Genomic DNA, 26,004 nt, shown 5'->3' with positions numbered 1-26,004 from the left:
TCAATTGTGGGGCCGAAATTGGTCACACCGCGTTATGACGACCTATTTCTGTTCTCAAATCGCGGTAACATTGCTGAAAAATCCTTACCCAATCCGTCTTCATCCTCAACAAATAGCGCATATAGTTTTTGCGCCAGCTCCCCCATCGGGGTATCCGCATCGGCACTGATCGCGGCCTGTTGTGATAATTTCAGATCTTTGAGCATCAATTCAGAAGCAAAACCGGGCTGATACGCATTGTCAGACGGGCTAACCGGACCCACGCCGGGGGCGGGACAATAAGCATTCATCGTCCAGCTATATCCTGAGGAAGTGCTTACCACGTCGAACATTTTTTGCCGATCAAGTCCCAATTTGTCCGCCAAAGCAAAGGCTTCGCAGGTGGCAATCATTGTGACGCCCAGGATCATGTTGTTGCAGATTTTGGCCGCTTGCCCCGCACCTGCATCGCCACAATGCACGGCTTTTTGGCCCATGATGTCAAACAAAGGCGCCACTTTGGCAAAAGCGTCATCCGACCCACCCGCCATGAATGTCAATGTGCCCGCAGCGGCGCCACCGATCCCGCCTGAGACGGGGGCGTCAACCGAAGATAACCCATGTTTTTCAGCTTGTTGCGACGTGAACCTCGCGCTGTCTACGTCAACGGTGGAACAGTCTAGATGCACGGCCCCTGCGGTCATTTCAGGGTGAATATCTGCGGCAACGGATCTAAGGATATCACCGTTTGGCAACATGGTGATAACCACGTCGGCATCTTTGGCAGCAGCTGCGGCGGTTTGAGCCATTTCCATGCTGTCAGGACGCGCCATCAGGTCAAATCCAACCACATCATGACCCGCCGCGATCAGATTCAGGGCCATTGGGGCGCCCATATTTCCAAGTCCGATAAACCCGATTTTCATGACGTTTCCTCTTCAAAATTTAGTGCATCATCGCCCAAAGGCAGCCCCAGTTTAACGACTTCGCTGGCCGAAACCTGGTCCCATGTTTCGTGTCGCCACTTTGGTTGGCGATCTTTGTCAATGATGGCGGCGCGAATGCCTTCTAGGAAATCACCCTGTTCCATTGAACGATGGGTGAACCGAAATTCCTGATCCAGAGCATTTTCAATTGTGGGACGCATGCGGACCCTATGGATCATTTCAACGGTGTAAGCCATTGATAGAGGTGAGTTTCTGTTCATCGCAACCAAGGCATGCGCCACGGCTTCGTGGGGCTCTTTGGCCAAACCACGAAAAATGTCAGCCAGCGTTTCACCTCCAAAATCGGCGTCAATCGCAGATTGCCAGTCTGCAAGCCGTGGTGATGGGGCAGGGTGCATTGCCCGATCAATCGCTGTGACATCCCCATGTTGGGTCAACTCAGATTTGAGGGATTCCCAGTTGGCCTGCGGGACATAATAATCCGCAAATCCGGCGTAAATTGCATCCGCGGCATCCATTCGGTCGCCCGTGATACCCAGAAATTCGCCCAAACGTCCCGGCGCTTGGGCCAGTAACAAAGAGCCTCCAACATCAGGGATCAGGCCAATCCCCACTTCTGGCATGGCGATTTTTGACGATTCTGCGACGATGCGATGTGACCCATGGCAGCCGACACCGACGCCACCCCCCATGGTGAAACCTTGCATGAACGTCGCTACAGGCTTGGGAAACCGGAACAATTTCCGGTTCATCAGGTATTCGTCATGCCAGAATTTGCGCCCGTAATCGTAGTTGCCGGCGGTCCCGGTTGCGTACATTTCCGAAATGTCGCCCCCGGCGCAAAACGCTTTTTCACCCTCTGCATCGATGATCAACAGCGCGACATCATCGTCCTGTGACCAATCGGTTAAGGCGGCGTCAATGTCCAAACACATTTGATAACTCAATGCGTTCAGGGCCTTAGGGCGGGTCAATGTGATCCGACCCGCCCGGCCTTCTTTGCGAATGAAAATGTCGCTCATTTTGCTACCAACTGACGAGCAACAATCAGGCGCATGATTTCATTTGTGCCTTCCAGAATTTGGTGCACACGCAAATCGCGGACAATTTTTTCGATCCCATAATCCGCAAGATACCCATAGCCGCCATGAAGTTGCAGACATTGATCCGCAATTTTCGACCCGGCTTCGGTGACAAATTTCTTTGCCATTGCGCAGAATTTGGTTGCGTCAGGGGCGTTGTTGTCCAGTTTCCATGCCGCTTGTCGCAAAAATGTCCGCGCAGCCTGAAGCTCTATTTCCATGTCAGCAAGACGGAACTGAAGTGCTTGAAATTGATCAATACTTTGACCAAATGCCTTGCGTTCTGACATATATTGCAGCGTTAAATTCAACGCCTGTTGGGCCGCGCCAAGCGAGCAGGCAGAAATATTCAGCCGGCCGCCATCCAAACCCGCCATCGCATAGCTAAACCCGCGACCTTCTTCGCCTAGCAGGTTGTTTGCCGCAATATCACAATCATCCATCTGGACCTGACGGGTCGGCTGGCTTTTCCAGCCCATTTTGTCCTCTAACCCGCCAAAGCTGAGGCCAGGGGTGCCATCGTCGATCACCATCGCAGACACGCCTTTGGGCCCAGCCTGACCGGTTCTGGCCATTACGACATAGGCGTCAGAGTAGCCGCCGCCTGAAATAAACGCTTTGGTGCCATTCAGACGGTAACCGCTATCGGTTGCCACAGCTTTGGTTTTCAACGCGGCGGCGTCGGACCCGCTGCCGGGCTCTGTCAGGCAATAGGACAACACTTTGTTCATGGTTAACGCATCAGGCAAATACCGCGCGCGCAGGTCATCTGAGCCAAATGTATCAATCATTTTGGCGCACATGTTGTGAATGGACAAAAACGCCGCGACGGATGGGCAAGACATCGACAAGGCTTCGAACACAAAGGTCGCATCCAACCTTGTCAGCCCGGACCCACCGCTTTCTTCGCGCACATACAGACCACCAAATCCCAGCTCTGCCAGCTTTGGCCACAGATCCTTGGGGATGGTGCCAGCTGTTTCCCATTCTTTGGCGTATGGTGCGATTTCCGCCTCTCCAAAGGCCCGCGCCATGTCAAAAATTGCTTCTTGTTCCTCGCTCAGAGCAAAATCCATCGGCTCCTCCCTTCCGTTGAATTGAACAGTTGTTTAATTCTCGCTCGGATGGGCACAAAGTGCAAGTTAAAGATCGGTGGAAAACTCTTGTATCAGGTGAGAAACAACCATGCGCATTTGATCAGATTGGCTTTTGCCTTGATCCTGGGCTTTGTGTGCGACCTGTCGTTGCCGGTCGGCTGAGTTGCCGTTTTCAACGATGTCGCGCAGCCCAATCAGATCGTCGACACAGTCTAATGCCTCTGCATCCTGCATCAACATTTCGATTAATTCATCCACCAAATCAGAAACTTGGACAATCTCGCCGCGACCAAAATCGATCAGGCCATTTGAAATACCATACCGTTGCGCACGCCAGCGGTTTTCTGAAATCAAGAAGTTTTCATAGGTCCGCCAACGCTGATTATTGACCCGCAAACGATAGAGCATCCGTGACAAACACTGGATCGCAGCCGCCAATGACAATGTGTGATTTAGCCGCGGTTGAACGTCACAAATCCGGGTTTCTAGGGTTGGATATTGAGCTGACGGGCGCAAATCCCACCAAATTTTTGAACTGTCTTCGATCACACCCACATCTGTTAGCGCATGAACTGACCGTTCATATTCCCCCCAAGAATCAATCCGTGGCGGCAACCCAGTGCGTGGTAAATTGTCAAAAATGGACAGCCGATAAGAGGCCAAACCGGTGTCTTCGCCCTGCCAGAACGGGGATGACGTCGACAGCGCCAAAAGATGCGGCAGAAAATAGGACATCTGGTTCATCAAATCGATCCGCAACGCCTGACTTTCTAGCCCGACATGCACATGCATTCCACAGATCAGCATCCGACGAACCACCCCGCCTAGATCCTGACGCAGTTGATTATACCGAACTTTGTCCGTGTGGGGCTGGTCCTTCCAATCGGCAAACGGGTGGCAGGATGCCGCAATCGGGGCCAGACCATGCCGCATTGCAACTGTAGCTATGACGCTTCTTAGGCGTCGTAATTCGTCCCGCGCTTGCTGGGTACCTGAACAGACTTTGGTGCCAATTTCGATCTGACATTGCAAATATTCGGGGCTAACCTGCCCACCAAGTTCAGCTTCGGCCTCTTCCATCAATTTGGTTGGTGTTTTCACCAATTCAAATGTGGATGTGTCGACGAGCAGGTACTCTTCTTCTACGCCGATGGTGAAACTCGGTTCTGTGATGCGCAATTCGATTTCTCCTTTTGGGTAAAATTACCCTGCAATGAGATTTCGCAAAGGAAAAGCCCCCATACGCTTGCGTATAGCCCCAATTTGTCCTGGGTTGCCTCGCTAATTGGCTGGATTTAACAACTCAGAGATCGAAGTTGCAGCCAGACCTAAAAATTCGAGCGCGTCTTTTTCGTTTTCATAAACGACAGGAATGACCCATGGGAAAGGTTCCCATGATCGGGCAATCAAACTGGCCATCGCACGTGTTAGTTCATCGGTGACATAGTAAACGATTAACGTTTGCGCCTGCGAGTTCATGAATACCCCGGCCTTTTGCGCCTGAAGCTCCATAAGCTTGGGAAAATCCTGCTCCACCTCGGTTACAAGTGACAAATCGACAAACTGTTTTTGTCCGGGGCGGCAATCAGGGTGTTGTGCATATTCGCCGAATACCTTCATGGAATCCGCGACGTCTGCAAAGCCTTCGTATCGGACATAAACCAATCCAAGGCTGGGTAGGATACGAAATGATACTGGCACTCATTCTCTCCAACAAAATTTAGCCCGAGGAACACTCCCCGGGCTAAAAAATCACATCATTTTAAACAGATCAATCCATCTGTTTAAAGTTAAACTCGCCACCTTCCTTAATGCCGGATGGCCAGCGCGCTGTGACTGTCTTGGTCCGGGTGTAGAATTTGAAGCTGTCAGTGCCGTGTTGATTCAGATCACCAAACCCGGATTTTTTCCAACCGCCAAAGCTGTGATAGGCCAGCGGCACAGGGATCGGCACGTTCACGCCAACCATGCCGATGTTGATACGTTTGGCAAAGTCGCGGGCCGTGTCGCCATCACGGGTGTAAATCGCGGTGCCGTTGCCATATTCGTGGTCAATCGCCAGGTTGATTGCTTCTTCGTAGGTTTTTGCACGAACCGTTGACAGGACCGGACCAAAGATTTCCTTGGTGTAGATATCCATGTCTGGGGTCACGTGGTCAAACAGATGCGGCCCAACAAAGAACCCGTCTTCGTAACCTTGCAGGTTGAAATTGCGACCATCAACCACCAATTTCGCGCCCTGATCAACACCGGATTGCACCAGTTTCAGGATGTTTTCTTTGGCGGCGGCGGTCACAACGGGACCGTAATCCACATCATCCCCCGCCGTATATGGCCCGACTTTTAGCGCTTCGACACGTGGGATCAGTTTTTCAACCAACCGATCTGCGGTTTCTTCACCAACAGGAACCGCCACGGAAATCGCCATGCACCGTTCGCCTGCGGCCCCATAACCCGCACCAATCAGGGCATCGGCCGCTTGGTCCAGATCGGCATCCGGCATGATGATCATGTGGTTTTTCGCGCCACCAAAACATTGCACACGTTTGCCATTGGAACAGCCGCGACCATAGATATATTCGGCGATCGGGGTTGAGCCAACAAAGCCAATCGACTGGATCACATCGTGGTCCAAAATCGCATCAACGGATTCTTTGTCGCCATTTACAACCTGCAAAATCCCTTTGGGCAGGCCGGCTTCTTCCATCAGTTCGGCCAACATCAATGGCACGGAAGGATCGCGTTCGGAAGGTTTCAGGATAAAGGCGTTGCCACAGGCGATGGCGGGCGCAAACATCCACATCGGGATCATCGCAGGAAAGTTGAACGGTGTGATCCCGGCGCAAACCCCCAAAGCCTGACGCATGGAATACATATCAATGCCGGGGCCTGCGCTGTCGGTGAATTCACCTTTCAGCAGATGTGGCGCGCCGATGCAGAATTCAACAACTTCTAGACCACGTTGAATGTCGCCTTTGGCATCCGGAAAGGTTTTGCCATGTTCCCGAGACAAGGCTTCGGCCAGTTTATCCATGTCACGGTTCAGCAGGTCGACGAATTTCATCATTACCCGGGCCCGGCGTTGTGGGTTTGTGGCTTCCCATGCCGGCTGTGCTGCTGCGGCGATGTCAACGGCATGGTTCAGCTCGTCAGTGCTGGCCAGCGGGCATTTGGCCTGAACTTCACCCGTTGCGGGGTTAAACACGTCTGTAAAACGTCCGGAATTTCCGGTGACATGTTCACCGTTGATGTAATGCGTCAGCTCTTGCATGGGTTTCCTCCTAGAAACGATTGGATCCGTTGGGCGCAGAATAGGCTTGCGTTTTTGCCCGTAAAAGGGTGAAGTTTTCAAAATCATTTTGCAAAAACGCAAGGGTATGGTCGCCATACGACATGGTATGGATCAATTTTATAAGGGCGTGACATGAACTGGGACGATATGCGGGTTTTTTTGGCTGTTGCACGCGCAGAGGGGCTCTCTGCTGCGGCGCCAGTGTTAAAACTTGATCCGGCAACCATTTCGCGCCGCATTTTGCGCCTCGAAGAGCGCATGGGCGCGGCGCTGTTTACCAAATCACCGCAGGGCTATGCCTTAACCGATCTGGGACAGCGATTGCGCATACATGCCAGCACCGCAGAAGAAGCGTTAAACCTCGCCACAGAGGAACAATCATCCCTGAATGCGGGGTTAAGCGGTCAAATTCGCATCGGGGCACCAGATGGGGCGGCCAATTTTCTGTTGCCACAGGTCTGTGCGGCGCTTCAGGCTGAAAATCCGGGCTTAGAATTGCAAATTCTGGCCCTACCTCGGGTTGTGAACCTATCCAAACGCGAAGCCGATCTGGCCGTCACCGTTAGCCCGCCTGATACGGGGAGGTTGCTGGTGCAAAAGGTGACGGATTACCGGCTGCACCTCGCCGCACGCAGCGAAATGGCGGCCCATATTCACGACAAACCCGACCTGAAAGGCATTCCTGTCGTGGGCTATATTCCCGATATGATTTTCGATAAGGAATTGGATTATCTGGGGGATTTAGGGGCAGGGGGCGTGCATTTGGCCTCTAATTCGGTGTCGGTGCAGATGCATATGTTGCGCCATTCCCAAGCCGTTGGGTTTGTGCATGATTTTGCGCTGCATTGCGCCCCGGAATTGCGGCGGGTGTTAATGGATCATTATTCATTATGTCGTTCTTTTTATCTGGTGCGGCACGCTTCTGATCGGCATTCTCAGCGTCTTGGCCAATTTGCCGCAGCCTTTTCCGCCCGATTAAAGGCTGAGGTTACGCGGTTGGAGGCAGAGCTGGCTTGACATTGGGTCATGTCTGAGTGGACGCTGTAATTGTAATGAAAAAAGGGAGGTCCTCATGATTGTTCAGCAGATCCTGAAAGGCAAAGACACTACTGGTGTGTTATATCTGAAACCCGATGCGGCGGTTTCTGAGGCTGCGAAGGTCATGTCGGACAAGAGGATCGGGACGATGGTTGTGTCCACAAATGGCAAAACCGCCGATGGCATTTTGTCCGAACGCGACATCGTGCGTGAAATCGGCAAACGGGGCGTTGGATGTATCGACGATAAAGTCAGCGACCTGATGACGCCCAATCCCATCACATGTACCCCAAACGAATCCGCCGATCGGGTGCTGGAAATCATGACTGAGGGGCGGTTTCGCCATTTGCCCGTGATGGAAAACGACGAAATGATTGGGTTGATTTCAATCGGTGACGTCGTCAAAGCCCGCCTGGCAGAGCTGTCGATGGAAAAAGACGCCCTGCAAGGCATGATTATGGGTCACTAAATTTCGGCATCTTGTCGCAGATGAGGTGTTTGTCTTTTGTTGGGTTGCAATTCGCCGCGCAATAATGTTGCGTTGCAGCATGAAAAAACATGCGAGGACATCATGCGCGTAGGATTGTACCCCGGAACGTTCGACCCGGTCACGTTAGGCCACATGGATATTATTCGTCGCGCCTGCGCGTTGGTGGATCGTTTGGTCATTGGCGTGGCGATCAATCGCGACAAGGGCCCGCTGTTTTCATTAGAAGAGCGGGTCGCCATGGTCGAAACGGAATGCGCTGAACTGGCGCGCGAAACCGGTGTTGAGATTATTGCGCATCCGTTTGAAAATCTGTTGATCGATTGTGCGCAGGATGTTGGGGCGCAGATTATTATCCGTGGGCTACGGGCTGTTGCTGATTTTGAATATGAATATCAAATGGTTGGGATGAACCGACAGTTGAATGATGAAATTGAAACTGTGTTTCTAATGGCCGAAGCCCAGCATCAGGCAATCGCGTCGAAACTGGTCAAAGAAATCGCGCGTCTGGGGGGGGATGTGTCAAAGTTTGTCACCCCGGCTGTTCATGACGCACTGAGTCAGAAATTTTCGACCTAAATCCAACAGCGTTGTTTAATGACAAAAGCCGCCCATCGGGCGGCTTACATCGTTGGTTTTCTTAGAAACCATAGACGGCTTTGTGTGCGATCCGACTTGCTGCGGCGCGGTCAATGTCCAGATCCAGAGCGACATCCAAAGGCATGTTTTGTAATTCGCGTTTGGTGCGGACGTAGTGGGCGTATTTGCGAAGGTTGGTCATGATTTGCATTTCAAATCTCCTAACGGGTTGCGTTCCTCCTGTCTTCAATATGGGGCATGCTGCAGTGCAGAACCACTGTTGTTTGGCGCTAACCGGATTGCGCTGATTGCAAGTCAGCCTAAGAAATGCTCAACAAAAAAGCCGCCCCAAAAGGACGGCTTTAATATTGTGGTTCCGGGATCTCTTAGATCAATTGACCCATTTTGACGGCTGTATCGCTCATCCGGTTAGAGAAACCCCATTCGTTATCATACCATGTCAGGATGCGGCACATATTGCCGTCCATGACTTTGGTTTGATCCGTGGCAAAGATCGAAGAATGTGGATCATGGTTGAAATCCATAGAGACCAATTTTTCGTCAGTGACACCCAAAATGCCTTTGAGGGGGCCTGAGGCCGCTGCGGCATGGATCGCTGCGTTGATTTCTTCGACGCTGGTGTCGCGTTTTGTTTCAAACGTCAGATCAACAACCGAAACATTTGGGGTCGGGACGCGAATTGCGACGCCATCCAGAACGCCGTTCAATTCGGGCAGAACCAGACCCACCGCCTTGGCGGCGCCTGTCGAGGTAGGGATCATGGACATCGCAGCGGCGCGCGCACGATAGAGATCTTTGTGCATGGTATCCAAAGTGGGCTGATCGCCAGTATAGGAATGCACGGTGGTCATAAAGCCACGTTTGATGCCCAATGTGTCGTTCAGAACCTTGGCAACAGGGGCCAAACAATTGGTTGTGCAGGACGCGTTGGAAACGACGATGTCATCCGCGGTCAGTTGGTTGTCATTCACACCAAACACGATGGTTTTGTCGGCGTCTTTGCCGGGTGCAGAAATCAGAACCCGTTTTGAACCATTTTCCAGATGCGCCTGACAGGCTTCTTTGGAGGTGAAAATACCGGTGCATTCCAACACAACATCGATGTCCCCCCAAGGCAGGTCAGCGGGGTTCCGAATGGCGGTGACGGCGATTGGACCACGGCCAACGTCAATCGTGCTGTCGGTGGTGGTCACGTTTGCTGGGAAACGGCCATGAACCGAATCAAACCGCAGCAAGTGCGAATTTGTTTCTACGGGGCCCAGATCGTTGATCGCGACAACTTCGATGTCCGTGCGACCTGATTCAATGATTGCACGCAATACGTTACGTCCAATCCGGCCAAATCCATTGATTGCGACTTTCACGGTCATAGCGACCCCTCCGATTTACCAAAAGAATGGGTGGACCCGTTAGCGCCCACTGTTGGCGCTAACATCACCTTTTGAACGAAAAGGTCAACCGTCAAACGCCTTAAAAAACGTTGAAACGGTGGATTTTGAGGCGGATTATCGCCAGATCGCGAGAACTTGAATAAGGTCGATGCCTTTGCGCGCCACAAACAGCCCGACTTCCATCTCAAAGACAAAGTAGTCGAGAAGGAAAAAACCGATAATGAACAAAAAGAGCCAAATGGCGAGAGTGTTGGTCATAACCCGGTTTTAGACCGGGTCACGACAATTGAATAGGGGCGAAGTTGCGTCAGTTTAAATCAGACGACCCATATGGCCGGCCACATCAGCCATGCGCACTGAGAAACCCCATTCATTATCATACCAAGCCAGAACCCGAACGGTGCGGCCGCCGATGACTTTGGTCTGATCAGGCGCAAAGATGGAGCTTTGTGGTGTGTGGTTAAAGTCGATCGACACTTTGGGCTCCGGATCATAGGACATCACCATCCCCATGTGACCGGCGCAGGCTTCGGCAACGGCTTCGTTCACATCGGCCACGGTGACGTCTTTTTGCGCCTCAAAGGTCAAATCAACTGCGGACACGTTTGGCGTTGGCACGCGCATGGCGGTTCCGTCCAGTTTGCCCTTCATTTCCGGCAGAACCTCGCCCAAAGCCTTGGCAGCGCCGGTTGATGTTGGGATCATCGCCATCGCAGCGGCGCGGGCACGATAGAGATCTTTGTGGCGGCGATCCAGCGTTGGCTGATCGCCCGTGTAAGAATGGATTGTGGTCATGATGCCGCGTTCGATGCCGATTGCGTCATTCAGAACCTTTGCCAATGGGGCCAGACAATTTGTGGTGCAGGACCCGTTTGAAACCATCCGCTGATCCGGTGTCAGGTCGCGGTGGTTCACACCATACACAACAGTACGGTCAACATTGCTGGCAGGGGCGGAAATTAGCACCTTTTTGGCACCACGTTCCAGATGGACTTGTGATTTGATCCCGTCATTAAACGCACCGGTACATTCCAGCACAACATCGACGCCACCCCAATCCAGTTCATCCGGGTTGTAGGTCGACATCATGTCAATCGGACCGCGGCCCAGATCCAACGTGTTGTCGCCGACCTTGATGTCGTTTGCGAACCGTCCGTGAATTGAATCATAACGCATCAGGTGGGCGCTGGTTTCCAGCGGGCCGGTCGCGTTGATTTTAACCACTTGCACATCATTGCGCGCGCTCTCTGCGATATGAGCCAGAGTACAGCGGCCAATACGGCCAAATCCGTTAATACCAACAGTGACGGTCATAAAGTGATCCTTCCGCGTGCAAACATCGTTTGGCGCGGTATAGGCGGCTTGGTTACGTCGGGCCAAGGAAAAAACGTATTTACCACAATATGTTAGCGATAAATGTGACGTCTAGCGCTAACGTTTTGCGCTAACGGCCCGGTGTTATGCTGCAGAGCAGCGCGATTGCGATTCGTTAATTTAAGAACGAACGTGTGCGGGCGTTCAGCTCTGGCAAAGTGTAGGTGGCGCGAATACCTGCTTCGCCTTGGGGGACAAAACCGGGGTCAACGGCGACACATCCCTGGCCACAGACCTGACGCGCGGTGCGATTGTCAAATTCGATCTGCCAAATGCGGCCGCCGGGCGTGCTGACATAGCCATCGATGCCAAAATGGAAATCACTTTCCAAATCTGTGGGCGAGGGCACTTCGTTGTCGTAGTTGCGCCCATAGGCGCCATGGGTGTGATAGGAGGCAAAAATGCCCATTCCGGGACGCGGCGCGTCTTGGGAACAGCCCGCAAATGTGCCGGGCCGGGGCGGGGTGGCAGAAATCTGGCCTGCGGCATTCACGATTAGAAACCCACAATATTCCCGACGCTCCGCAAAGGATCGCGCCTGTAGTGAATTGAGGAAATTCACAGCAAACTGGTCCGCAACGCGGGTCGGAGGCGCATTATGCGGGGCCACGGATTGCCCTTGAAACGGGCCAGAATTATTGCTGGGATCGCCAAAGTATGGTTCGCCTTTGGGCGAGTAACCCGAGGTCGGAACATCCGCGCAACCCGCAACCAAAACAGAGGCAATGATCGCCCCAAAAACCTTACGCATCCCGTGCTCCTGTTGGTATATTCCATCGCTACATGTTCCCCAGCCTGTGGGAGAATGTCAAAGACTTAGCATAGGACACCCAAAAGAAAACCCGCCATTCCAAACGGAAGGCGGGTTTTCAAAACTAAAACAAGGCGCTGATTTATTTCAACAAATCGCGTACCTTTTGGGCTGTTGCTTCGGCGGTGATCCCGAATTTTTCGAACAATTCACCCGCTGGTGCAGACGCCCCAAAGCTGTCCATGCCGACAAAGCCAGCCTTGGCTTCGCGGCCACGTTCGCCCAGCAACCATTTGTCCCAACCCAGACGCACGCCTGCCTCGATGGCGACGCGCACGGGGCCCGCAGGCAGCACGCGTTTGCGATAGCTGTCTTCTTGGGCTTCGAACAATTCCCAGCATGGCATGGACACAACGCGCACGCCAATGCCTTCGGCTTCTAGGATGTCGCGGGCTTTCATCGCCACTTCGACCTCAGAACCGGTTGCCATCAGGATTGCCTGACGTTTGCTGATCGCTTCGGCCAGAACATAGGCACCCTGAGCGGTCAGGTTTTTGGTTTTGTGTTCAGTGCGCACCGTTGGCAGACCCTGACGCGACAGGGCCAGAACCGATGGCGTGCCTTTGGATGTCAGCGCCACTTCCCAAGCTTCAACGGTTTCGACCGCATCGGCGGGACGGAACACATTGGTGTTTGGCGTTGCGCGCAACATAGCCAGATGTTCCACCGGCTGGTGGGTTGGACCATCTTCGCCCAGACCGATGGAATCGTGGGTCATCACATAGGTGGTGGGCACGTTCATCAACGCAGACAGGCGCATCGCACCGCGGGCGTAATCGGTGAAACACATGAATGTGCCACCATAAGGACGCACGCCGCCATGCAGAACCATGCCGTTCATCGCAGCCGCCATACCGTGTTCGCGAATGCCGTAATAGACGTAACGGCCCGCGCGGTTGGTGGGGTGGAACACGCCCAGATCATCGGTTTTCGTGTTGTTGGACCCGGTCAGATCCGCAGACCCACCGACAGTTTCCTGCAAGATCGGGTTCAACACTTGCAACGCCTTTTCGGACGCGGCGCGTGTCGCCAATTTTGGCTGATCTTCGGACAGGGATTTTTTGAACGATTTTACCGCGGCGGACAGTTTTTTCGGCGCTTCCAATGCGAAGGCACGGTTAAATTCGTCCTGTTTGGTCTGGGACAGCTTCGCAAAATCCGCCTGCCAAGCAGCGTTTGCTGCGGCGCCGCGTTCGCCCATGGCTTCCCACTGGGCCTTGATGTCGGCGGGCACCTCAAAGGGGGCAGATGTCCAACCATAGGCGTCTTTGGCGGCTTTCATCTGATCCGCATCGGTCAGTGCACCGTGGCCTTTGGATGTGTCCTGTGCAGCGTGACCCAAGGCAATATGGGTTTTGCAGGCAATCATCGATGGGCGCGGATCTGCCTTAGCGGCGGTCAGTGCAGCATCGATTGCTACCGGATCATGGCCGTCAATGGCCTGAACATGCCAACCGGACGCCTCAAAACGTTTCAGCTGATCGGTTTTGTCGGCAATATCCACAGTGCCGTCGATGGTGATGTTGTTATCATCCCAGCACACGATCAGTTTTGACAATTCCTGCATGCCCGCCAGACCGATGGCCTCTTGGGACACGCCTTCCATCAGGCAGCCGTCCCCAGCAAACACATAAGTGTGGTGATCCATGATTTTTTTGCCGTAACGCGCGCGAATGATTTCTTCGGCGATGGCAAAGCCCACGGAATTGGCGATCCCCTGACCCAAGGGACCGGTGGTGGTTTCGACACCTTCCACATGGCCAAATTCAGGGTGACCCGCTGTGCGTGCGCCCCACTGACGGAAGTTTTTCACCTCGTCCAGGGTCATTTGTTCGTACCCTGTCAGATAGAGCAGTGAATAAATCAGCATCGAGCCATGACCTGCGGACAGGATAAACCGGTCGCGGTTGGGCCAATTCGGGGCCTTGGGGTCAAAATTCAGGTGTTTTTCAAACAGAACCGTGGCTACATCCGCCATGCCCATTGGCATTCCGGAATGTCCTGAATTGGCGGCGGCAACACCATCCAAGGTCAGGGCCCGGATGGCGGCGGCTTTCATCCAATGGTCGGGGTGCGCGGCGCGCAAGGCTGCAATATCCAAAGTGAGGCTCCTAAAGGCAGATGGACAGCGTTTGATCAACAGCGGTCATAACAGGGAAAAGTCTGAGATCAAGGTTGCTTTGTTGGTATATGAGCGCCCAAGCCGGGATATTCCGCCTATATATAGTGTTAAAACCCCATAGAATGCGTAGAGCGATTTGCCGAGAGGACAAAGGTGGCATAGGCTTTTGGGTAATGAGGTACGATTCGGCTATCGGTCTGCACATCTGGGGCAAGATGTTGGAAATGGCCGCCGAAGGGGACCCAAGATTGCAGGGACGACAGGCATATGAGTGATATTGCAGAACTTGAAAGTCGGCTGACGGCGGCGTTGGACCGCATCCGCAACGGGATCGAAGCCATGCCAGATTTGGCCGTGGCCGCCCCTGCGGATACCAGCGCCCAAGATGAAATGGCCGCGAAAATCACAGAACTAGAAGCCAAGCTCGACGAAGAGCGGGTGGTAAATTCCCAGCTCGAAGAGCGGGTCAAAGCCTTGAAAGAACGGCAAGATACATTGATCGCGGATCTGACCAGCGAAGCCGAAGATCATCGCGGAGCTGCCGCCAAAGCGCTGGATGAAAGTCAGCGGTTGCGTGCGCTCAATGCGGATTTGCGCGGCATTAATGAAAAGCTGCGGGATGCGATGATCGAAGACATCGCCGAGCCGCATTTGATCAACAAAGCCATGTTGGCCGAGCTAGAAGCGCTGCGTGCGACCCGGGCCGCTGACATGACCGAAGTCGACGTGGTCATGGGCGAATTGCGCCAGTTGATTACCGAACAGGAGAGCGCGTAATGCCCCAAGTTGAAATCGTCATTGGTGGTCGCAATTTCGAAGTGGCCTGTCAGGAAGGCGAAGAGCATTTTCTGCAATCCGCAGCCGGGATGTTGGATATCGAAGCGTCCACATTGGCCGCGCAAATTGGCCGGATGCCAGAAGCGCGCATGTTGTTGATGGCGGGCCTAATGTTGGCAGATAAAACTGCAGCACTTGAGGATCAGGTACGCGTTTTGGAAAGCCAAGCCGCTGAAATGCAATCTAAAATGGGCACTTTGGCCGCCAAAGCCGCAGAGCCAGATCGCGTCGAAGTTCCCGTTGTGCCAAGCCATGTGGTGGATACATTGGCAGAATTGGCCGCCCGCGCGGAATCGCTGGCCGATGAAGTGGAAGAGACCGTTAAAGCCGACGAATAGCGGGCAGGGCACCCGTTCATCAGGTTTGATGCGGATCCAATGTTTGGCTTAGGGTCAAGCCTAGATCGATCACATCCAGCACATCCTGGGCAGTGTTGAGCGGTGTTTGCAGGCGAATGCGCAATCCATTGACGTCGCGCACCACGCTGGGTTGGCGCGACAAACGGCGCCCCTGGCGCAGCGCCAGCAATTGTGGGTGATCAAGCACATTATCTAACGCCTGTTTTGCATCTGATGTCGCCAGTAATATCCCGGCGCGGCCCGGCGTGGGGATCACATCCATTTTCTGATGCGGCAAATCCAATGCACGGGTCAGACCACGGCGCAGAGCGTTTGATACAAAAGATTGAACCGGCCCATTTATAGCGCCGAATTTCGTACCAAATCCAACCTCAGATTTTGGGGCCCACATGGCGGCACCGGACGATACGGCGGCGTATGGTGTGGACCATTCGCTCCAGGATGGTCGGGATTTGGAGGGTCCGCTTGGCTGACCTTGATGAATGGTCAAATTCCACGCCCCATCAGAGGCACGAATGTGAATTTCCAAACCTTTTGAATAGCTTCCGGGCAACAATTCAAACACATCGCCGCGGGATTCAACGGCTTTGCGGATTTGGGACATGTGGGAATTGCCGCGTTTGACACCCCAATAGATCAGAACGATGCCAAGCCCGCAAAATAGAAAAAGGGCGACCAGAAGACCCAGATCGCCCATCAGGTTTTACGCGTTTGCTTCGCGGATTTTGTCGGCGGCTTCTTTGTTGAACGCAACGCCATTATCCGCCAGCAATGTGTCCAGTTCGCCGGACAAAGTCATTTCCGTGATGATGTCGCATCCGCCCACAAATTCGCCTTTGACATAAAGCTGTGGAATGGTGGGCCAGTCGGAATAGTCTTTGATGCCTTGGCGAATTTCTTCGTCGGCCAGAACATTCACATCAGAATATTCGATGCCCATGAAATTCAAAACACCGGCCACGCGGCTGGAAAACCCGCATTGTGGCATGTCTTTGCTGCCTTTCATGAACAAAACGACGTCGTTATTGGTCACGGTTTCTTTGATTTGATCTTGGGCGGACATTGGATTTCCTTTGGGTTGGGGCCTGTTGTTAGGCCGCGCATGCTATTCTGGGGCTTTGGTGGTCAGAGCCAAAGCGTGAATTTCGGCATTGGAACCTTCGATTTTACCTTTGAGCGCGGAATTTACGGCGCGGTGCTGTTGCACGCGGTTCATTCCACGAAAGCTTTCGTCGATCACTTCGGCGGCGAAATGCACACCATCGTCGCCTTGGACTGTGATTTGTGCATCAGGGAACGCTTCGCGGATCAGCGTTTCAAGGTCAGTAGCGGTGAGGGCCATTGGGGCAACTCCTATCTTTGCCCCAAAGTAGGTCGGGGCGTCGGGGGCTTCAACCCCGCCGGAGGAAATGTCACATCCGGCGGTGGTTTGGCGTCGTCACAATCGGGCAGGTTACCCGAAAATGGCCGTTTCAAATCCGGAACGGAATGTTGTTGCCAGATCAGACAATTCCGCCTCAGAGGCGCCAAAGCGCACACTTGTTCCGCTGAATTTACCAACGGTTTCGATATGCAGATTGGCGGCACCCGCTGCAATCATCAAGGCTTCGGCTTGATCAAAGTTACAAGCGATCAGGTAGCGGCCCTGGTCTTCGCCGAACAATTTACCGGTATCGGCGCTGTCCAGTTGCACGCCCACATTGCCCGCCTCGGCCATTTCAAAGGCGGCTAACGCCAATCCACCATCGGACAAATCGCTACAGGCGCGGATCATCGAAGCGTTTTCGCGGATGAAGTCGCCATTTGCCTTTTCGCTGGCCAGATCGACGGCTGGGGCGTCGCCTTCGACGCGGTTGAACACCTCTGCCAAGATCGCGGATTGGCCCAAATGGCCATCGGTTTTCCCAAGCAACAGTGCAACATGCCCCTCGCGCGCGGTTCCGATAATCATCTGATCCGGATGAGAAATCAGGCCAACAGCGCCGATGGTTGGTGTGGGCAGGATCCCTTGACCGTCCGTTTCATTATAAAGGGACACGTTGCCCGAAACGATCGGCATATCCAAGGCCGCAACCGCCTGACCAATCCCATCCAAGGCACCGACAAATTGCCCCATGATTTCGGGTTTCTCGGGGTTGCCAAAGTTCAAGTTATCGGTTGTGGCCAATGGCTTAGCGCCCACAGCTGTCAGGTTGCGATAGGCTTCTGCGACGGCTTGTTTGCCGCCCTCAACCGGGTTCGCCTTGACGTAGCGTGGGGTCACATCGGACGTGAATGCCAGTGATTTATCTGTGCCATGGACGCGCACGATCCCTGCACCCAGCCCCGGCGCACGCACGGTGTCGGCCATCACTTGGCTGTCATATTGTTCATAGACCCAGTTTTTCGCCGCATAGTTTGGCGACGCAATCAAGGCACGCAGACCGTCGATTGGATCGATATTTGGCACGTCGTCCATTGGTTCAGCCGCAGGGGTTGGCACCCAAGGGCGGTCATATTCTGGGGCAGAGCCGGACAAGGTTTTTAGTGGCAGGTCGGCTTTGCATTCGCCATTATGCATGACCAAAAACCGGTCTTCGTCGATGGTTTCACCAACAATGGCGAAATCCAGATCCCATTTTTCAAAGACGGCACGGGCTTCTGCTTCTAGTTCAGGGTTCAGAACCATCAACATGCGTTCTTGGGATTCTGACAGCATCATTTCGTAGGCTGTCATGTTTTCTTCGCGTTGAGGCACCTGTTCGAGGTAAAGTTTCACCCCGAGATTGCCTTTGTCGCCCATTTCAACGGCCGAACAGGTCAGGCCAGCCGCGCCCATATCCTGAATGGAAATCACAGCGCCCGTGGCCATCAATTCCAGCGTCGCTTCCATCAGGCGTTTTTCGGTGAACGGGTCACCGACCTGAACGGTGGGGCGTTTTTCCTCAATTGTGTCGTCAAATTCAGCCGATGCCATTGTTGCACCGCCCACACCGTCACGCCCGGTTTTTGCGCCCAGATACACAACCGGCATGCCGACGCCAGACGCCGCCGAATAAAATATTTTGTCAGTGTCCGCCAAGCCCGCCGCAAAAGCATTGACCAGACAATTGCCATTATATGCGGGGTCAAAGCGCACTTCGCCACCCACGGTTGGCACGCCAAAGCAGTTTCCGTAACCGCCCACACCTGCAACAACGCCAGACACCAATTGTTTGGTTTTGGGGTGATCCGGTTGGCCAAAGGACAGGGAATTCATCGCCGCGATGGGGCGCGCACCCATGGTAAACACATCCCGCAAAATGCCACCAACCCCAGTTGCCGCACCTTGATAGGGTTCGATATAAGACGGGTGGTTGTGGCTTTCCATTTTGAAAACAACCGCTTGGCCGTCGCCAATGTCAACGATCCCTGCATTTTCGCCGGGGCCACAAATGACCTGCGGGCCAGAGGTCGGCAATTGACGCAGCCATTTTTTGGACGACTTATAGGAACAATGTTCGTTCCACATCGCCGAAAAGATGCCCATTTCTGTAAAGGACGGTTCCCGGTTCAGGATACGCAGAATTTCCTGATATTCGTCGGGTTTCAGACCATGGGCGTCGAGCAGTTCGGGCGTGATGGCTGGGTCTTGCATGGGATCATGTTCCTCAAAAATCGGCTGGCCGGTGAATGTGGCCGATGAAAGTGGCGGCGACGGGGCAGCAAAGATGCGCCCTGCTTTATGACACAATGCTGCGCGGGGAAAGGCCGCTGGGGCATTGAGAGACGTTTTTTCAACTTTTTTGTGGGGGCGTGTCGAAATCGGGCATGGCCGTTCGTCTTATCCATATCAAACCCAATCGGAGAGACGACGATGACTTTACCAATTACGACGACATTTATATTGGCGCTGGCGGTGCTGATGTTGGTTTTATGGTTCAACGTGACCAAAACCCGCGCGGCGATGGCCGTGTCCATCGGCGATGGTGGCGACACGCAGCTACATGAACGCATCCGCCGGCATGGTAATTTTGTGGAATGGGTGCCGCTGAGCGTGTTGATGCTGGCGCTGGCTGAATTACAGGGCGCATCGGCGATCTGGCTCTATCTGGCCGGTGGGCTGTGCCTGTTTGGTCGGTTGGTGCATCCGTTTGGATTGCGGGCCCAAAATGCGGCCCATCCGGCGCGCATTGTGGGGAATTCTTCAAATATCCTCGCGGTCTTGATCCTGATGGGCGTGCTGGCGCGCCAAATGATGCTGACCTGACACTCACAAATTTTACAATTCCACTTCACTTTACCCAAAACCGCACACATTGTTGCGATCACAAGGAGAAACCCAATGCAATATATGGCTTTGATTTACAGCAATCCCGATCTGGAACCGACGCCCGGAACGGATGAGTTTAACGCCTATATGGCCGACTATTTTAAGATCAACGAGATTTACAAAAATGACGGTGTGTTTGTCGCTGGCGAACCCCTAGAAGGTATCGACAAAGCCACCAGCGTGCAAATTCGCGATGGTCAAACCAAGGTCATGGACGGACCTTTTGCTGATACCAAAGAGCGGTTGGGCGGGTTTTATATTTTTGAATGCAGTGATCTGGATCAGGCGCTGAAATACGCGGCCATGATCCCATCCGCCAAATACGGCACTGTAGAGGTGCGCCCGTTGATGGTGCTGAGCTAAATGAACGCTGCCCCCGATGCGATTGCGCTGACGCTCAGCAATGTCATGCGCCGGGATCGGGGGCGGCTTTTATCTGCGTTGATCCGCCAATTAGGGGATTTCCAATTGGCCGAGGATTGCCTGCAAGAGGCACTGGAAATGGCGTTTGTTGACTGGGGAAAATCTGGTTTGCCAGCGCGGCCCAATGGCTGGTTGTTACAAGTCGCGCGGCGCAAGGGTCTGGATCATCTGCGACGCAAAGCGGTTTATGCACGTAAAACCAATGAAATGGCGGTTCTGGCCGATCCTGACGCGCCCGATCGTCATGACATTCCTGATGAACGTCTGCGGTTGATTTTTACCTGTTGCCATCCGGCTTTGGATGAAAAATCACGTGTGGCGCTGACGCTGCGCATGTTGGGTGGGCTAAGCACAGATGAAATTGCCCATGCTTTTCTCGATAAAAGTGCGGCAATGGGCGCGCGGCTCACTCGGGCGAAATCGAAAATTCGCGCGGCGGGAATCCCGTTTTGTGTCCCAGAGGCGGATCAATTGGATGCTCGACTGAATTCCGTTTTGGATGTCATTTACCTGATTTTCAACGAAGGCTATTCCGCAAACCAAGGGGATGCGCCCATTCGGCGGACATTATGCGAAGAGGCCTTGTTTTTGGCGCAGATTGTTGTGGAATTGTTGCCAGACCGCGCCGAAGTAGAAGGGTTGAAAGCGTTGCTGTTGTTGATCCATGCCCGCCATCAAGCGCGTATTGGACCCGATGGCGTGCCCGTGCCGATGGAGCTGCAGGATCGGAACCTATGGGATCAGGCAATGATCACACGCGGTTTGGCGTTGCTGGATCGTGCCGTGGCGCGGTCGGCTCGCGGGCCATTTCAGATCAAAGCTGCGATTGCTGCATTACATTTGGCAAATCCTTTGGATTGGCGGCAAATCGTTTTGCTATATGATGCGCTGTTGGATTTTGAACCTACATCTGTTGTGCATCTAAACCGGGCTGTCGCGCTGTCTGAATTGTGTGGGCCAAAGGCAGGGTTGCAAGCCTTGGATCAAATCGCAGAAGGGCTTCAATCTTATCAACCGTTTCATGCCGCACGCGCAGATATGCTGGAACGGGCAGGGGATAAATGTGCTGCACTGGATGCATTTGATCAGGCGATCGCGCTTTTTCGGAATGAGACTGATATCCGGTATTTGCAAAAACGACGTGCGGCGCTGATGCGCAATTCGTGATGATGCAGATGCGGAAATTTGAGAAAGTCAAAAAAAAACGCCGGGCAATGCCCGGCGAAGTCCAACAGGGAGGTATGAAGGTGATGATGTAAGCATCATCGGCTTCGAGTGATCAAATAAGCGGCGTTCTTTGTTCGATCAAGTCTTTATGCTGCGATGCGACAACATTGCCGTTATGCGCCTGATGCATGGCTTAAGAATTTTCCAATGCGGCGGCTTCTCGAATGCGTTTGCGATGCGCGATCAGTTCCTCTTGGACAAAATCGCGGAACACTGCGATCCGCTTGGATTGGCGCAATTCCTCTGGGTAGGCAAGAAACACGGGGACTTCTGCACTTTCGACATCTGGGAGGACCCGTTTGAGGTCTGAGAAATCTTCGACCAGATAATCCGGCAGAACTCCGACACCCAGGTTGTTCAGCACGCCCTGCAACACCCCAAAATAATTGTTTACGGTCAGCAAACTATTGAGATCATAGCTCAGTAAATGCTGCGTTAACGATGCACCCGCAGCAACTTGGGTTGTGGTGACATTCTGACAAATCAGCCGGTGATTGCGGATGTCTTCCATGGTTTCAAACGGAGGATGCGTTTCCAGATAAGTCTGGGTCGCATAAAGCCGCATGCGCACCGACATCAAACGTTTGCGCACCAAATCCGCCTGACTGGGCTCTTTCATACGAATGGCAACGTCTGCCTCGCGCATTGGCAGGTCCAGAACCCGCTCTTCGAGCATCAGGTCAATTTTCAGATCAGGGTATTTTTCATAGAGCTTTGCCAATCGTGGCGCCAACCAAAGGGACCCAAACCCAATGGTGGTCGTGACTTTCAGCTCGCCAAACACTTCTTCTTCGCTGTCTCGTATGCGGGCAGAGGCCGCTTCGAGGCGTTTGTTCATCGACCGGGTCGCATCAAACAGCAATTCCCCCTGTTCAGTGAGAATCAGTCCACGCGCATGACGATGAAAAAGCGTGGTATTGAGCGATTCCTCTAGGGCACGGATCTGTCGGCTGACCGCAGATTGGCTCAGATGCAAGGTTTCGCCGGCCGCCGTCAAACTGCCTGCATCCGCCACTGAATGAAATATTCTTAACTTGTCCCAGTCCATAACTTGCCTGTCTGCAAATGTGTTAGCGCCCACGGCGCAACCTTTCATAACGTTCCTTATAAACGATTTTCAACAAGGTGGGGGGGGAAATTTTTGCTTTGTAGGTCATAATATCTGACCTATACTGTGGCAAACGCGATGGCCGCTGGGAGGGCGACGATGAGCAAGACCGATATTACACTGCATGACAGGTTCGATCTGGAAAAAAAGACCATTTTGCTGAATGGCACACAGGCGCTGGTGCGTCTGATGATGATGCAAAAGGAACGGGATCGACGGGCAGGGCTGAATACCGCCGGATATGTCAGTGGGTATCGTGGCTCGCCATTGGGGGCGGTTGATATGCAAATGACGCGCGCACAAAAGCAGTTGCAGGCGTCGGATGTGACATTTCAAGAAGGCATAAACGAAGATTTGGCCGCGACCGCGGTTTGGGGCACGCAACAGGCCGAAATGCGCGGCGAAGGCAAATATGACGGTGTGTTCAGTCTTTGGTATGGCAAAGGTCCGGGGATTGATCGATCCGGGGATGTGATGCGCCATGCCAATATGGCGGGTACATCTGCGCATGGTGGCGTATTGATGGCGATGGGGGATGACCATACCGGTGAAAGCTCGACAGTGTGCCACCAATCCGACTTTGCACTGGTGGATGCCTATATGCCGATCCTGTCGCCGGCGGGGGTGCAGGAAATTCTGGATTACGGGCAATACGGATTTGCATTGTCCCGGTTTTCAGGCTGTTGGAGTGGCTTGAAAGTGATGAAAGACACGATCGAAGTGACCTCGGTTGTGGATGCGTCATTGGCGCGGATGAATTTTGTCACACCGGAATTTGATATGCCTGAGGGCGGGTTGAATATCCGGGCTGTTGATCATTGGATCGAACAAGAGGTTCGGTTGCAAAAACACAAGAGGTTCGCCGCAGAAGCCTTTGCGCATGCGAACAAAATTGACAATCGGGTCTGGGGTAAACCGGGTGCAAAAATCGGGTTGGTTGCTGCTGGGAAAAACTGGTTGGATTTGAACCATGCGCTGTCGCTGATTGGTTTGGATGCCGCCGAGGCAGAGCGACTGGGCGTGACCACCTATAAAATTGGCCAGGTTTGGCCGCTGGATATGCGCGGTTTTCAGGATTGGGCCGAAGGCTTGGATCTGATCATTGTTGTTGAGGAAAAACGCAAACTGATCGAAGTGCAAATCAAAGAAGCGCTGTTTGATAATCGTCAGGGACGCCGCGTTTATGGCGCGACCAAAGGCGAATTTGGCACCGATTTGTTCAAATCCCATGGTGCGTTGGACCCGGTTGAGATTGCCGAATTGCTGGGTGAAATTCTGATCGAAGAAGGGCGCGACACGGATCGTATCCGCGCCGGACTGGCCCAAATCAGCGAAGCGCGCCGGTCTGACAATGCCGAAGAAATCGCCGTGCGCCAGCCTTGGTTCTGCGCGGGCTGTCCTCATAACACATCCACAAAATTGCCGGATGGGTCACGTGGATATGCCGGAATTGGCTGTCATATCATGGCGTTGTGGATGGATCGTGACACCAGTGGTTTCACCCATATGGGGGCCGAAGGGGTCAATTGGGTTGGCGAAGCCCCGTTTTCGAAACGCGATCACGTGTTCCAGAATTTGGGCGATGGCACCTATAACCATTCTGGCTTGATGGCCATTCGGTTTGCGTTGATGGCCAATACCAATATCACCTACAAAATCCTGTATAATGACGCGGTTGCCATGACCGGCGGTCAACCCCACGAAGGCGGATTGTCGGCCGATCGGATCATGAACGAAGTCATTGCGATGGGCGTCAAAAACGTATTCTTGGTTTATGACGAAAAAGAAGATGTGGACCTGTCTTTGTTCCCATCCCATGTGCCGGTTCATCCACGTGATGAGCTGCCTCTGGTGCAGGATAAATGCCGCGATATCAAAGGTGTATCTGCGATCATTTATATTCAGACCTGTGCTGCGGAAAAACGGCGTCGTCGTAAAAAGGGCACTTTCCCTGATCCAGACAAACGCGTGTTTATCAACACCGATATCTGCGAAGGGTGCGGTGATTGCGGCGTTCAATCCAACTGCGTGGCGATTGTGCCTGTGGACACAGAATTTGGCCGCAAACGTGCGATTGACCAATCCAGCTGCAACAAAGATTTTTCCTGTGTCAAAGGGTTCTGTCCGTCCTTTGTGACGATGGAAGGCGCTAAAATTCGCAAAAAATCTGCCGCTGATTTTGAATTGCCCGCATTGCCGATGCCCAAACTGCCAGAAATCAATGGCACACATAACGTGGTGATCACCGGGGTTGGCGGAACGGGCGTTGTCACCATCGGCGCGATCCTCGCCATGGCGGCACATTTGGATGACAAAGGTGCCGGTGTGATGGAAATGGCCGGTTTGGCCCAAAAGGGGGGGGCGGTTCACATCCATTGCCGTCTGGCCAATCGACCCGAAGACATCAACGCGATCCGGGTGGCAACCGGGGAATGTGATGCGCTGATCGGGGGGGATCTGGTTGTGTCAGCTGGGGCAAAAACCCTTGGCTTGATGGCCACAGGCCGTACCAAAGCGGCGGTGAATTCCCATGAAACGATGACGGGGCAATTTGCCATCGACCGGGATTTTACTATCCCGCATGACCGTCTGGGACTGGCACTAGAGGCGCGTCTGCGTGAAAATGTGACTCTGTTTGATGCCACAGGTCTGGCTGCAAATGTGATGGGTGACAGCATCTATTCCAACATGATTATGTTTGGTGCGGCATGGCAAATGGGATCCATTCCTGTGACATTGGACGCTATCCGTGAGGCGATCAAAATGAATGGGGCCAAGCCTGACATGAACTTGCGCGCGTTTGACATCGGCCGTTGGGCAATCGCCCATCCAGAAGACGCCGCGCGTAGCATCGCGCCGGTTGAGCCGGTTGCTTTGCCCAAAACGCTGGAACAGAAAATCGACATGCGTGCGGATCATTTGGCGATGTATCAATCGGACCGGCTGGGACGGAAATACCGTGAATTCGTCGCCAAGTTTGACGATATCGACATGAAGGAAGCCGTATCAAACTCGTATCATAAGCTATTGGCGTATAAAGATGAGTACGAAGTGGCGCGGTTGATGTTGGACAGCCGTAAAAAGGCTGAGGCAACCTTTGATGGGGATATCAAAATGACCTATCATCTGGCGCCTCCGATGATATCGCGCAAAGGCAAAAATGGCGTTCCAGTGAAACGTGAATTTGGCGCGGGTCTGGAACGGTTCCTGCCTCTCTTGGCCAAAATGAAGCGTCTGCGCGGCACGCCGTTGGATGTGTTTGGCAAAACTGCGGAACGCCGGATGGAACGGGACCTGATCAAACAATACGAACGCGATCTGGCCCCATTGGCAAATATCACACCGGATCAGAAAGACGCCGCCATGGCGCTGGCCCGGTTGCCGATGGACATCCGTGGGTTTGGCCATGTGAAGGAAGAGGCCGCAACCAAAGCCGCGAAACGTCGAGAAGAGTTATTGGCGGCGTTAAAAATGTCACCCGATAACCACACACAAGCGGCCCAATAACTGGGATGCTGATTCTAGAATTTTGGTCTTTG

The 26,004-nt window shown here is 53.4% G+C and carries 26 protein-coding genes; 9 read left to right on the top strand and 17 right to left on the bottom strand.

From position 1 onward, the window contains the following. Nucleotides 1-32: 32 nt before the first annotated feature. The 6 genes from mmsB to AB1F12_RS09340 form a co-directional block, all read right to left on the bottom strand. Nucleotides 33-905, bottom strand: coding sequence for a 3-hydroxyisobutyrate dehydrogenase (gene mmsB, locus AB1F12_RS09365; protein ID WP_368183729.1), 873 nt, complete (start codon nucleotides 903-905; stop codon nucleotides 33-35). Beyond that, nucleotides 902-1,948, bottom strand: coding sequence for a 3-hydroxyisobutyryl-CoA hydrolase (locus AB1F12_RS09360; protein ID WP_368183727.1), 1,047 nt, complete (start codon nucleotides 1,946-1,948; stop codon nucleotides 902-904). The genes mmsB and AB1F12_RS09360 overlap by 4 nt, the downstream gene beginning before the upstream one ends. Further along, nucleotides 1,945-3,084 (bottom strand): acyl-CoA dehydrogenase family protein, encoded by a 1,140-nt coding sequence (locus AB1F12_RS09355; RefSeq protein WP_368183725.1) that lies wholly within the window; start codon nucleotides 3,082-3,084, stop codon nucleotides 1,945-1,947. Before AB1F12_RS09355 ends, AB1F12_RS09360 begins: the two co-directional genes overlap by 4 nt. A gap of 66 nt (nucleotides 3,085-3,150) precedes the next feature. Next, nucleotides 3,151-4,278: a carboxylate-amine ligase gene (locus AB1F12_RS09350; protein ID WP_368188330.1), complete on the bottom strand. Its 1,128-nt coding sequence runs from the start codon at nucleotides 4,276-4,278 to the stop codon at nucleotides 3,151-3,153. A 108-nt stretch (nucleotides 4,279-4,386) separates the two neighbouring features. After that, entirely contained in the window at nucleotides 4,387-4,806 is a 420-nt protein-coding gene (locus tag AB1F12_RS09345) for a hypothetical protein (protein WP_368183724.1), read from the bottom strand. Nucleotides 4,807-4,876: 70 nt separating this feature from the next. After that, nucleotides 4,877-6,376, bottom strand: coding sequence for a CoA-acylating methylmalonate-semialdehyde dehydrogenase (locus AB1F12_RS09340; protein WP_368183722.1), 1,500 nt, complete (start codon nucleotides 6,374-6,376; stop codon nucleotides 4,877-4,879). Between the two features lie 153 nt (nucleotides 6,377-6,529). Between AB1F12_RS09340 and AB1F12_RS09335 the strand changes: the two genes are divergently transcribed. The 3 genes from AB1F12_RS09335 to coaD all read left to right on the top strand — a co-directional run bounded on the left by AB1F12_RS09335 (nucleotide 6,530) and on the right by coaD (nucleotide 8,501). Next, complete coding sequence (locus AB1F12_RS09335; RefSeq protein ID WP_368183720.1) at nucleotides 6,530-7,414, top strand: LysR family transcriptional regulator; 885 nt, start codon at nucleotides 6,530-6,532, stop codon at nucleotides 7,412-7,414. A gap of 55 nt (nucleotides 7,415-7,469) precedes the next feature. Continuing rightward, entirely contained in the window at nucleotides 7,470-7,904 is a 435-nt protein-coding gene (locus AB1F12_RS09330) for a CBS domain-containing protein (protein WP_368183718.1), read from the top strand. 102 nt (nucleotides 7,905-8,006) lie between these two features. Then, nucleotides 8,007-8,501 carry a pantetheine-phosphate adenylyltransferase gene (coaD, locus tag AB1F12_RS09325; protein WP_368183716.1) on the top strand — a complete coding sequence of 165 codons (495 nt, stop codon included), beginning with the start codon at nucleotides 8,007-8,009 and terminating at the stop codon, nucleotides 8,499-8,501. Nucleotides 8,502-8,562: 61 nt separating this feature from the next. On the opposite strand, the gene AB1F12_RS09320 is transcribed toward coaD, so the two are convergent. From AB1F12_RS09320 to tkt, 6 genes are all read right to left on the bottom strand, one after another. Beyond that, nucleotides 8,563-8,712 carry a hypothetical protein gene (locus tag AB1F12_RS09320; RefSeq protein WP_368183714.1) on the bottom strand — a complete coding sequence of 50 codons (150 nt, stop codon included), beginning with the start codon at nucleotides 8,710-8,712 and terminating at the stop codon, nucleotides 8,563-8,565. Nucleotides 8,713-8,887: 175 nt separating this feature from the next. Further along, nucleotides 8,888-9,892, bottom strand: coding sequence for a type I glyceraldehyde-3-phosphate dehydrogenase (gap, locus tag AB1F12_RS09315; RefSeq protein WP_368183713.1), 1,005 nt, complete (start codon nucleotides 9,890-9,892; stop codon nucleotides 8,888-8,890). Nucleotides 9,893-10,027: 135 nt separating this feature from the next. Beyond that, on the bottom strand, nucleotides 10,028-10,171 hold the full coding sequence (locus AB1F12_RS09310; RefSeq protein WP_368183711.1) for a hypothetical protein: 144 nt from the start codon (nucleotides 10,169-10,171) through the stop codon (nucleotides 10,028-10,030). A 54-nt stretch (nucleotides 10,172-10,225) separates the two neighbouring features. Then, the gene (gap, locus tag AB1F12_RS09305) at nucleotides 10,226-11,227 is read right to left on the bottom strand and encodes a type I glyceraldehyde-3-phosphate dehydrogenase (RefSeq protein ID WP_368183710.1); all 1,002 of its coding nucleotides are present in this window, start codon (nucleotides 11,225-11,227) and stop codon (nucleotides 10,226-10,228) included. Between the two features lie 175 nt (nucleotides 11,228-11,402). Further along, nucleotides 11,403-12,038, bottom strand: coding sequence for a DUF4329 domain-containing protein (locus AB1F12_RS09300; protein ID WP_368183708.1), 636 nt, complete (start codon nucleotides 12,036-12,038; stop codon nucleotides 11,403-11,405). A gap of 142 nt (nucleotides 12,039-12,180) precedes the next feature. Continuing rightward, nucleotides 12,181-14,199 carry a transketolase gene (gene tkt / locus AB1F12_RS09295; RefSeq protein WP_368183707.1) on the bottom strand — a complete coding sequence of 673 codons (2,019 nt, stop codon included), beginning with the start codon at nucleotides 14,197-14,199 and terminating at the stop codon, nucleotides 12,181-12,183. Between the two features lie 288 nt (nucleotides 14,200-14,487). Here tkt and AB1F12_RS09290 point away from each other — a divergent pair, with 288 nt between their 5' ends. Together AB1F12_RS09290 and AB1F12_RS09285 are read left to right on the top strand one after the other, a co-directional pair. Further along, nucleotides 14,488-14,997 carry a hypothetical protein gene (locus AB1F12_RS09290; RefSeq protein ID WP_368183704.1) on the top strand — a complete coding sequence of 170 codons (510 nt, stop codon included), beginning with the start codon at nucleotides 14,488-14,490 and terminating at the stop codon, nucleotides 14,995-14,997. After that, entirely contained in the window at nucleotides 14,997-15,395 is a 399-nt protein-coding gene (locus tag AB1F12_RS09285; RefSeq protein WP_368183703.1) for a cell division protein ZapA, read from the top strand. Before AB1F12_RS09290 ends, AB1F12_RS09285 begins: the two co-directional genes overlap by 1 nt. Before the next feature lie 19 nt (nucleotides 15,396-15,414). On the opposite strand, the gene AB1F12_RS09280 is transcribed toward AB1F12_RS09285, so the two are convergent. From AB1F12_RS09280 to purL, 4 genes are all read right to left on the bottom strand, one after another. Continuing rightward, nucleotides 15,415-16,113, bottom strand: a complete 699-nt coding sequence (locus AB1F12_RS09280) for a hypothetical protein (RefSeq protein WP_368183701.1) — start codon at nucleotides 16,111-16,113, stop codon at nucleotides 15,415-15,417. 6 nt (nucleotides 16,114-16,119) lie between these two features. Beyond that, nucleotides 16,120-16,479, bottom strand: a complete 360-nt coding sequence (grxD, locus tag AB1F12_RS09275; RefSeq protein WP_368183700.1) for a Grx4 family monothiol glutaredoxin — start codon at nucleotides 16,477-16,479, stop codon at nucleotides 16,120-16,122. A gap of 42 nt (nucleotides 16,480-16,521) precedes the next feature. After that, a complete protein-coding gene (locus tag AB1F12_RS09270; RefSeq protein WP_368183698.1) occupies nucleotides 16,522-16,758 on the bottom strand; it encodes a BolA/IbaG family iron-sulfur metabolism protein in 237 nt (78 codons plus the stop codon). A gap of 111 nt (nucleotides 16,759-16,869) precedes the next feature. After that, nucleotides 16,870-19,032 (bottom strand): phosphoribosylformylglycinamidine synthase subunit PurL, encoded by a 2,163-nt coding sequence (gene purL, locus AB1F12_RS09265; RefSeq protein WP_368183696.1) that lies wholly within the window; start codon nucleotides 19,030-19,032, stop codon nucleotides 16,870-16,872. 219 nt (nucleotides 19,033-19,251) lie between these two features. Here purL and AB1F12_RS09260 point away from each other — a divergent pair, with 219 nt between their 5' ends. The 3 genes from AB1F12_RS09260 to AB1F12_RS09250 all read left to right on the top strand — a co-directional run bounded on the left by AB1F12_RS09260 (nucleotide 19,252) and on the right by AB1F12_RS09250 (nucleotide 21,297). Next, complete coding sequence (locus tag AB1F12_RS09260) at nucleotides 19,252-19,644, top strand: MAPEG family protein (RefSeq protein ID WP_368183695.1); 393 nt, start codon at nucleotides 19,252-19,254, stop codon at nucleotides 19,642-19,644. 75 nt (nucleotides 19,645-19,719) lie between these two features. Next, nucleotides 19,720-20,070, top strand: coding sequence for a YciI family protein (locus tag AB1F12_RS09255; protein ID WP_368183693.1), 351 nt, complete (start codon nucleotides 19,720-19,722; stop codon nucleotides 20,068-20,070). Then, nucleotides 20,071-21,297: an RNA polymerase sigma factor gene (locus AB1F12_RS09250; RefSeq protein WP_368183691.1), complete on the top strand. Its 1,227-nt coding sequence runs from the start codon at nucleotides 20,071-20,073 to the stop codon at nucleotides 21,295-21,297. 193 nt (nucleotides 21,298-21,490) lie between these two features. Here the strand turns inward: AB1F12_RS09250 and AB1F12_RS09245 are convergent, their stop codons facing one another. After that, nucleotides 21,491-22,405 (bottom strand): LysR family transcriptional regulator, encoded by a 915-nt coding sequence (locus AB1F12_RS09245; RefSeq protein WP_368183689.1) that lies wholly within the window; start codon nucleotides 22,403-22,405, stop codon nucleotides 21,491-21,493. Between the two features lie 159 nt (nucleotides 22,406-22,564). Here AB1F12_RS09245 and AB1F12_RS09240 point away from each other — a divergent pair, with 159 nt between their 5' ends. Continuing rightward, nucleotides 22,565-25,972 (top strand): indolepyruvate ferredoxin oxidoreductase family protein, encoded by a 3,408-nt coding sequence (locus AB1F12_RS09240; protein WP_368183688.1) that lies wholly within the window; start codon nucleotides 22,565-22,567, stop codon nucleotides 25,970-25,972. Nucleotides 25,973-26,004 lie beyond the last annotated feature (32 nt).

The sequence above is a fragment of the Aestuariibius sp. HNIBRBA575 genome, from assembly GCF_040932005.1.
Taxonomy (GTDB): Bacteria; Pseudomonadota; Alphaproteobacteria; order Rhodobacterales; family Rhodobacteraceae; genus CANLNM01.
The sequence above is the reverse complement of the archived record's forward strand: the minus strand, read 5'-3'. Positions and strand labels throughout refer to the sequence as shown.

What these genes read in the sequence shown, in the direction of transcription:
- mmsB (WP_368183729.1), bottom strand. Translation starts at nt 905, where the DNA reads ATGAAAATCGGGTTTATCGGACTTGGAAATATGGGCGCCCCAATGGCC.
- AB1F12_RS09360 (WP_368183727.1), bottom strand. Translation starts at nt 1,948, where the DNA reads ATGAGCGACATTTTCATTCGCAAAGAAGGCCGGGCGGGTCGGATCACA.
- AB1F12_RS09355 (WP_368183725.1), bottom strand. Translation starts at nt 3,084, where the DNA reads ATGGATTTTGCTCTGAGCGAGGAACAAGAAGCAATTTTTGACATGGCG.
- AB1F12_RS09340 (WP_368183722.1), bottom strand. Translation starts at nt 6,376, where the DNA reads ATGCAAGAGCTGACGCATTACATCAACGGTGAACATGTCACCGGAAAT.
- AB1F12_RS09335 (WP_368183720.1), top strand. Translation starts at nt 6,530, where the DNA reads ATGAACTGGGACGATATGCGGGTTTTTTTGGCTGTTGCACGCGCAGAG.
- AB1F12_RS09330 (WP_368183718.1), top strand. Translation starts at nt 7,470, where the DNA reads ATGATTGTTCAGCAGATCCTGAAAGGCAAAGACACTACTGGTGTGTTA.
- coaD (WP_368183716.1), top strand. Translation starts at nt 8,007, where the DNA reads ATGCGCGTAGGATTGTACCCCGGAACGTTCGACCCGGTCACGTTAGGC.
- AB1F12_RS09320 (WP_368183714.1), bottom strand. Translation starts at nt 8,712, where the DNA reads ATGCAAATCATGACCAACCTTCGCAAATACGCCCACTACGTCCGCACC.
- gap (WP_368183713.1), bottom strand. Translation starts at nt 9,892, where the DNA reads ATGACCGTGAAAGTCGCAATCAATGGATTTGGCCGGATTGGACGTAAC.
- AB1F12_RS09310 (WP_368183711.1), bottom strand. Translation starts at nt 10,171, where the DNA reads ATGACCAACACTCTCGCCATTTGGCTCTTTTTGTTCATTATCGGTTTT.
- gap (WP_368183710.1), bottom strand. Translation starts at nt 11,227, where the DNA reads ATGACCGTCACTGTTGGTATTAACGGATTTGGCCGTATTGGCCGCTGT.
- AB1F12_RS09300 (WP_368183708.1), bottom strand. Translation starts at nt 12,038, where the DNA reads ATGCGTAAGGTTTTTGGGGCGATCATTGCCTCTGTTTTGGTTGCGGGT.
- AB1F12_RS09290 (WP_368183704.1), top strand. Translation starts at nt 14,488, where the DNA reads ATGAGTGATATTGCAGAACTTGAAAGTCGGCTGACGGCGGCGTTGGAC.
- AB1F12_RS09285 (WP_368183703.1), top strand. Translation starts at nt 14,997, where the DNA reads ATGCCCCAAGTTGAAATCGTCATTGGTGGTCGCAATTTCGAAGTGGCC.
- AB1F12_RS09280 (WP_368183701.1), bottom strand. Translation starts at nt 16,113, where the DNA reads ATGGGCGATCTGGGTCTTCTGGTCGCCCTTTTTCTATTTTGCGGGCTT.
- grxD (WP_368183700.1), bottom strand. Translation starts at nt 16,479, where the DNA reads ATGTCCGCCCAAGATCAAATCAAAGAAACCGTGACCAATAACGACGTC.
- AB1F12_RS09270 (WP_368183698.1), bottom strand. Translation starts at nt 16,758, where the DNA reads ATGGCCCTCACCGCTACTGACCTTGAAACGCTGATCCGCGAAGCGTTC.
- purL (WP_368183696.1), bottom strand. Translation starts at nt 19,032, where the DNA reads ATGCAAGACCCAGCCATCACGCCCGAACTGCTCGACGCCCATGGTCTG.
- AB1F12_RS09260 (WP_368183695.1), top strand. Translation starts at nt 19,252, where the DNA reads ATGACTTTACCAATTACGACGACATTTATATTGGCGCTGGCGGTGCTG.
- AB1F12_RS09255 (WP_368183693.1), top strand. Translation starts at nt 19,720, where the DNA reads ATGCAATATATGGCTTTGATTTACAGCAATCCCGATCTGGAACCGACG.
- AB1F12_RS09250 (WP_368183691.1), top strand. Translation starts at nt 20,071, where the DNA reads ATGAACGCTGCCCCCGATGCGATTGCGCTGACGCTCAGCAATGTCATG.
- AB1F12_RS09245 (WP_368183689.1), bottom strand. Translation starts at nt 22,405, where the DNA reads ATGGACTGGGACAAGTTAAGAATATTTCATTCAGTGGCGGATGCAGGC.
- AB1F12_RS09240 (WP_368183688.1), top strand. Translation starts at nt 22,565, where the DNA reads ATGAGCAAGACCGATATTACACTGCATGACAGGTTCGATCTGGAAAAA.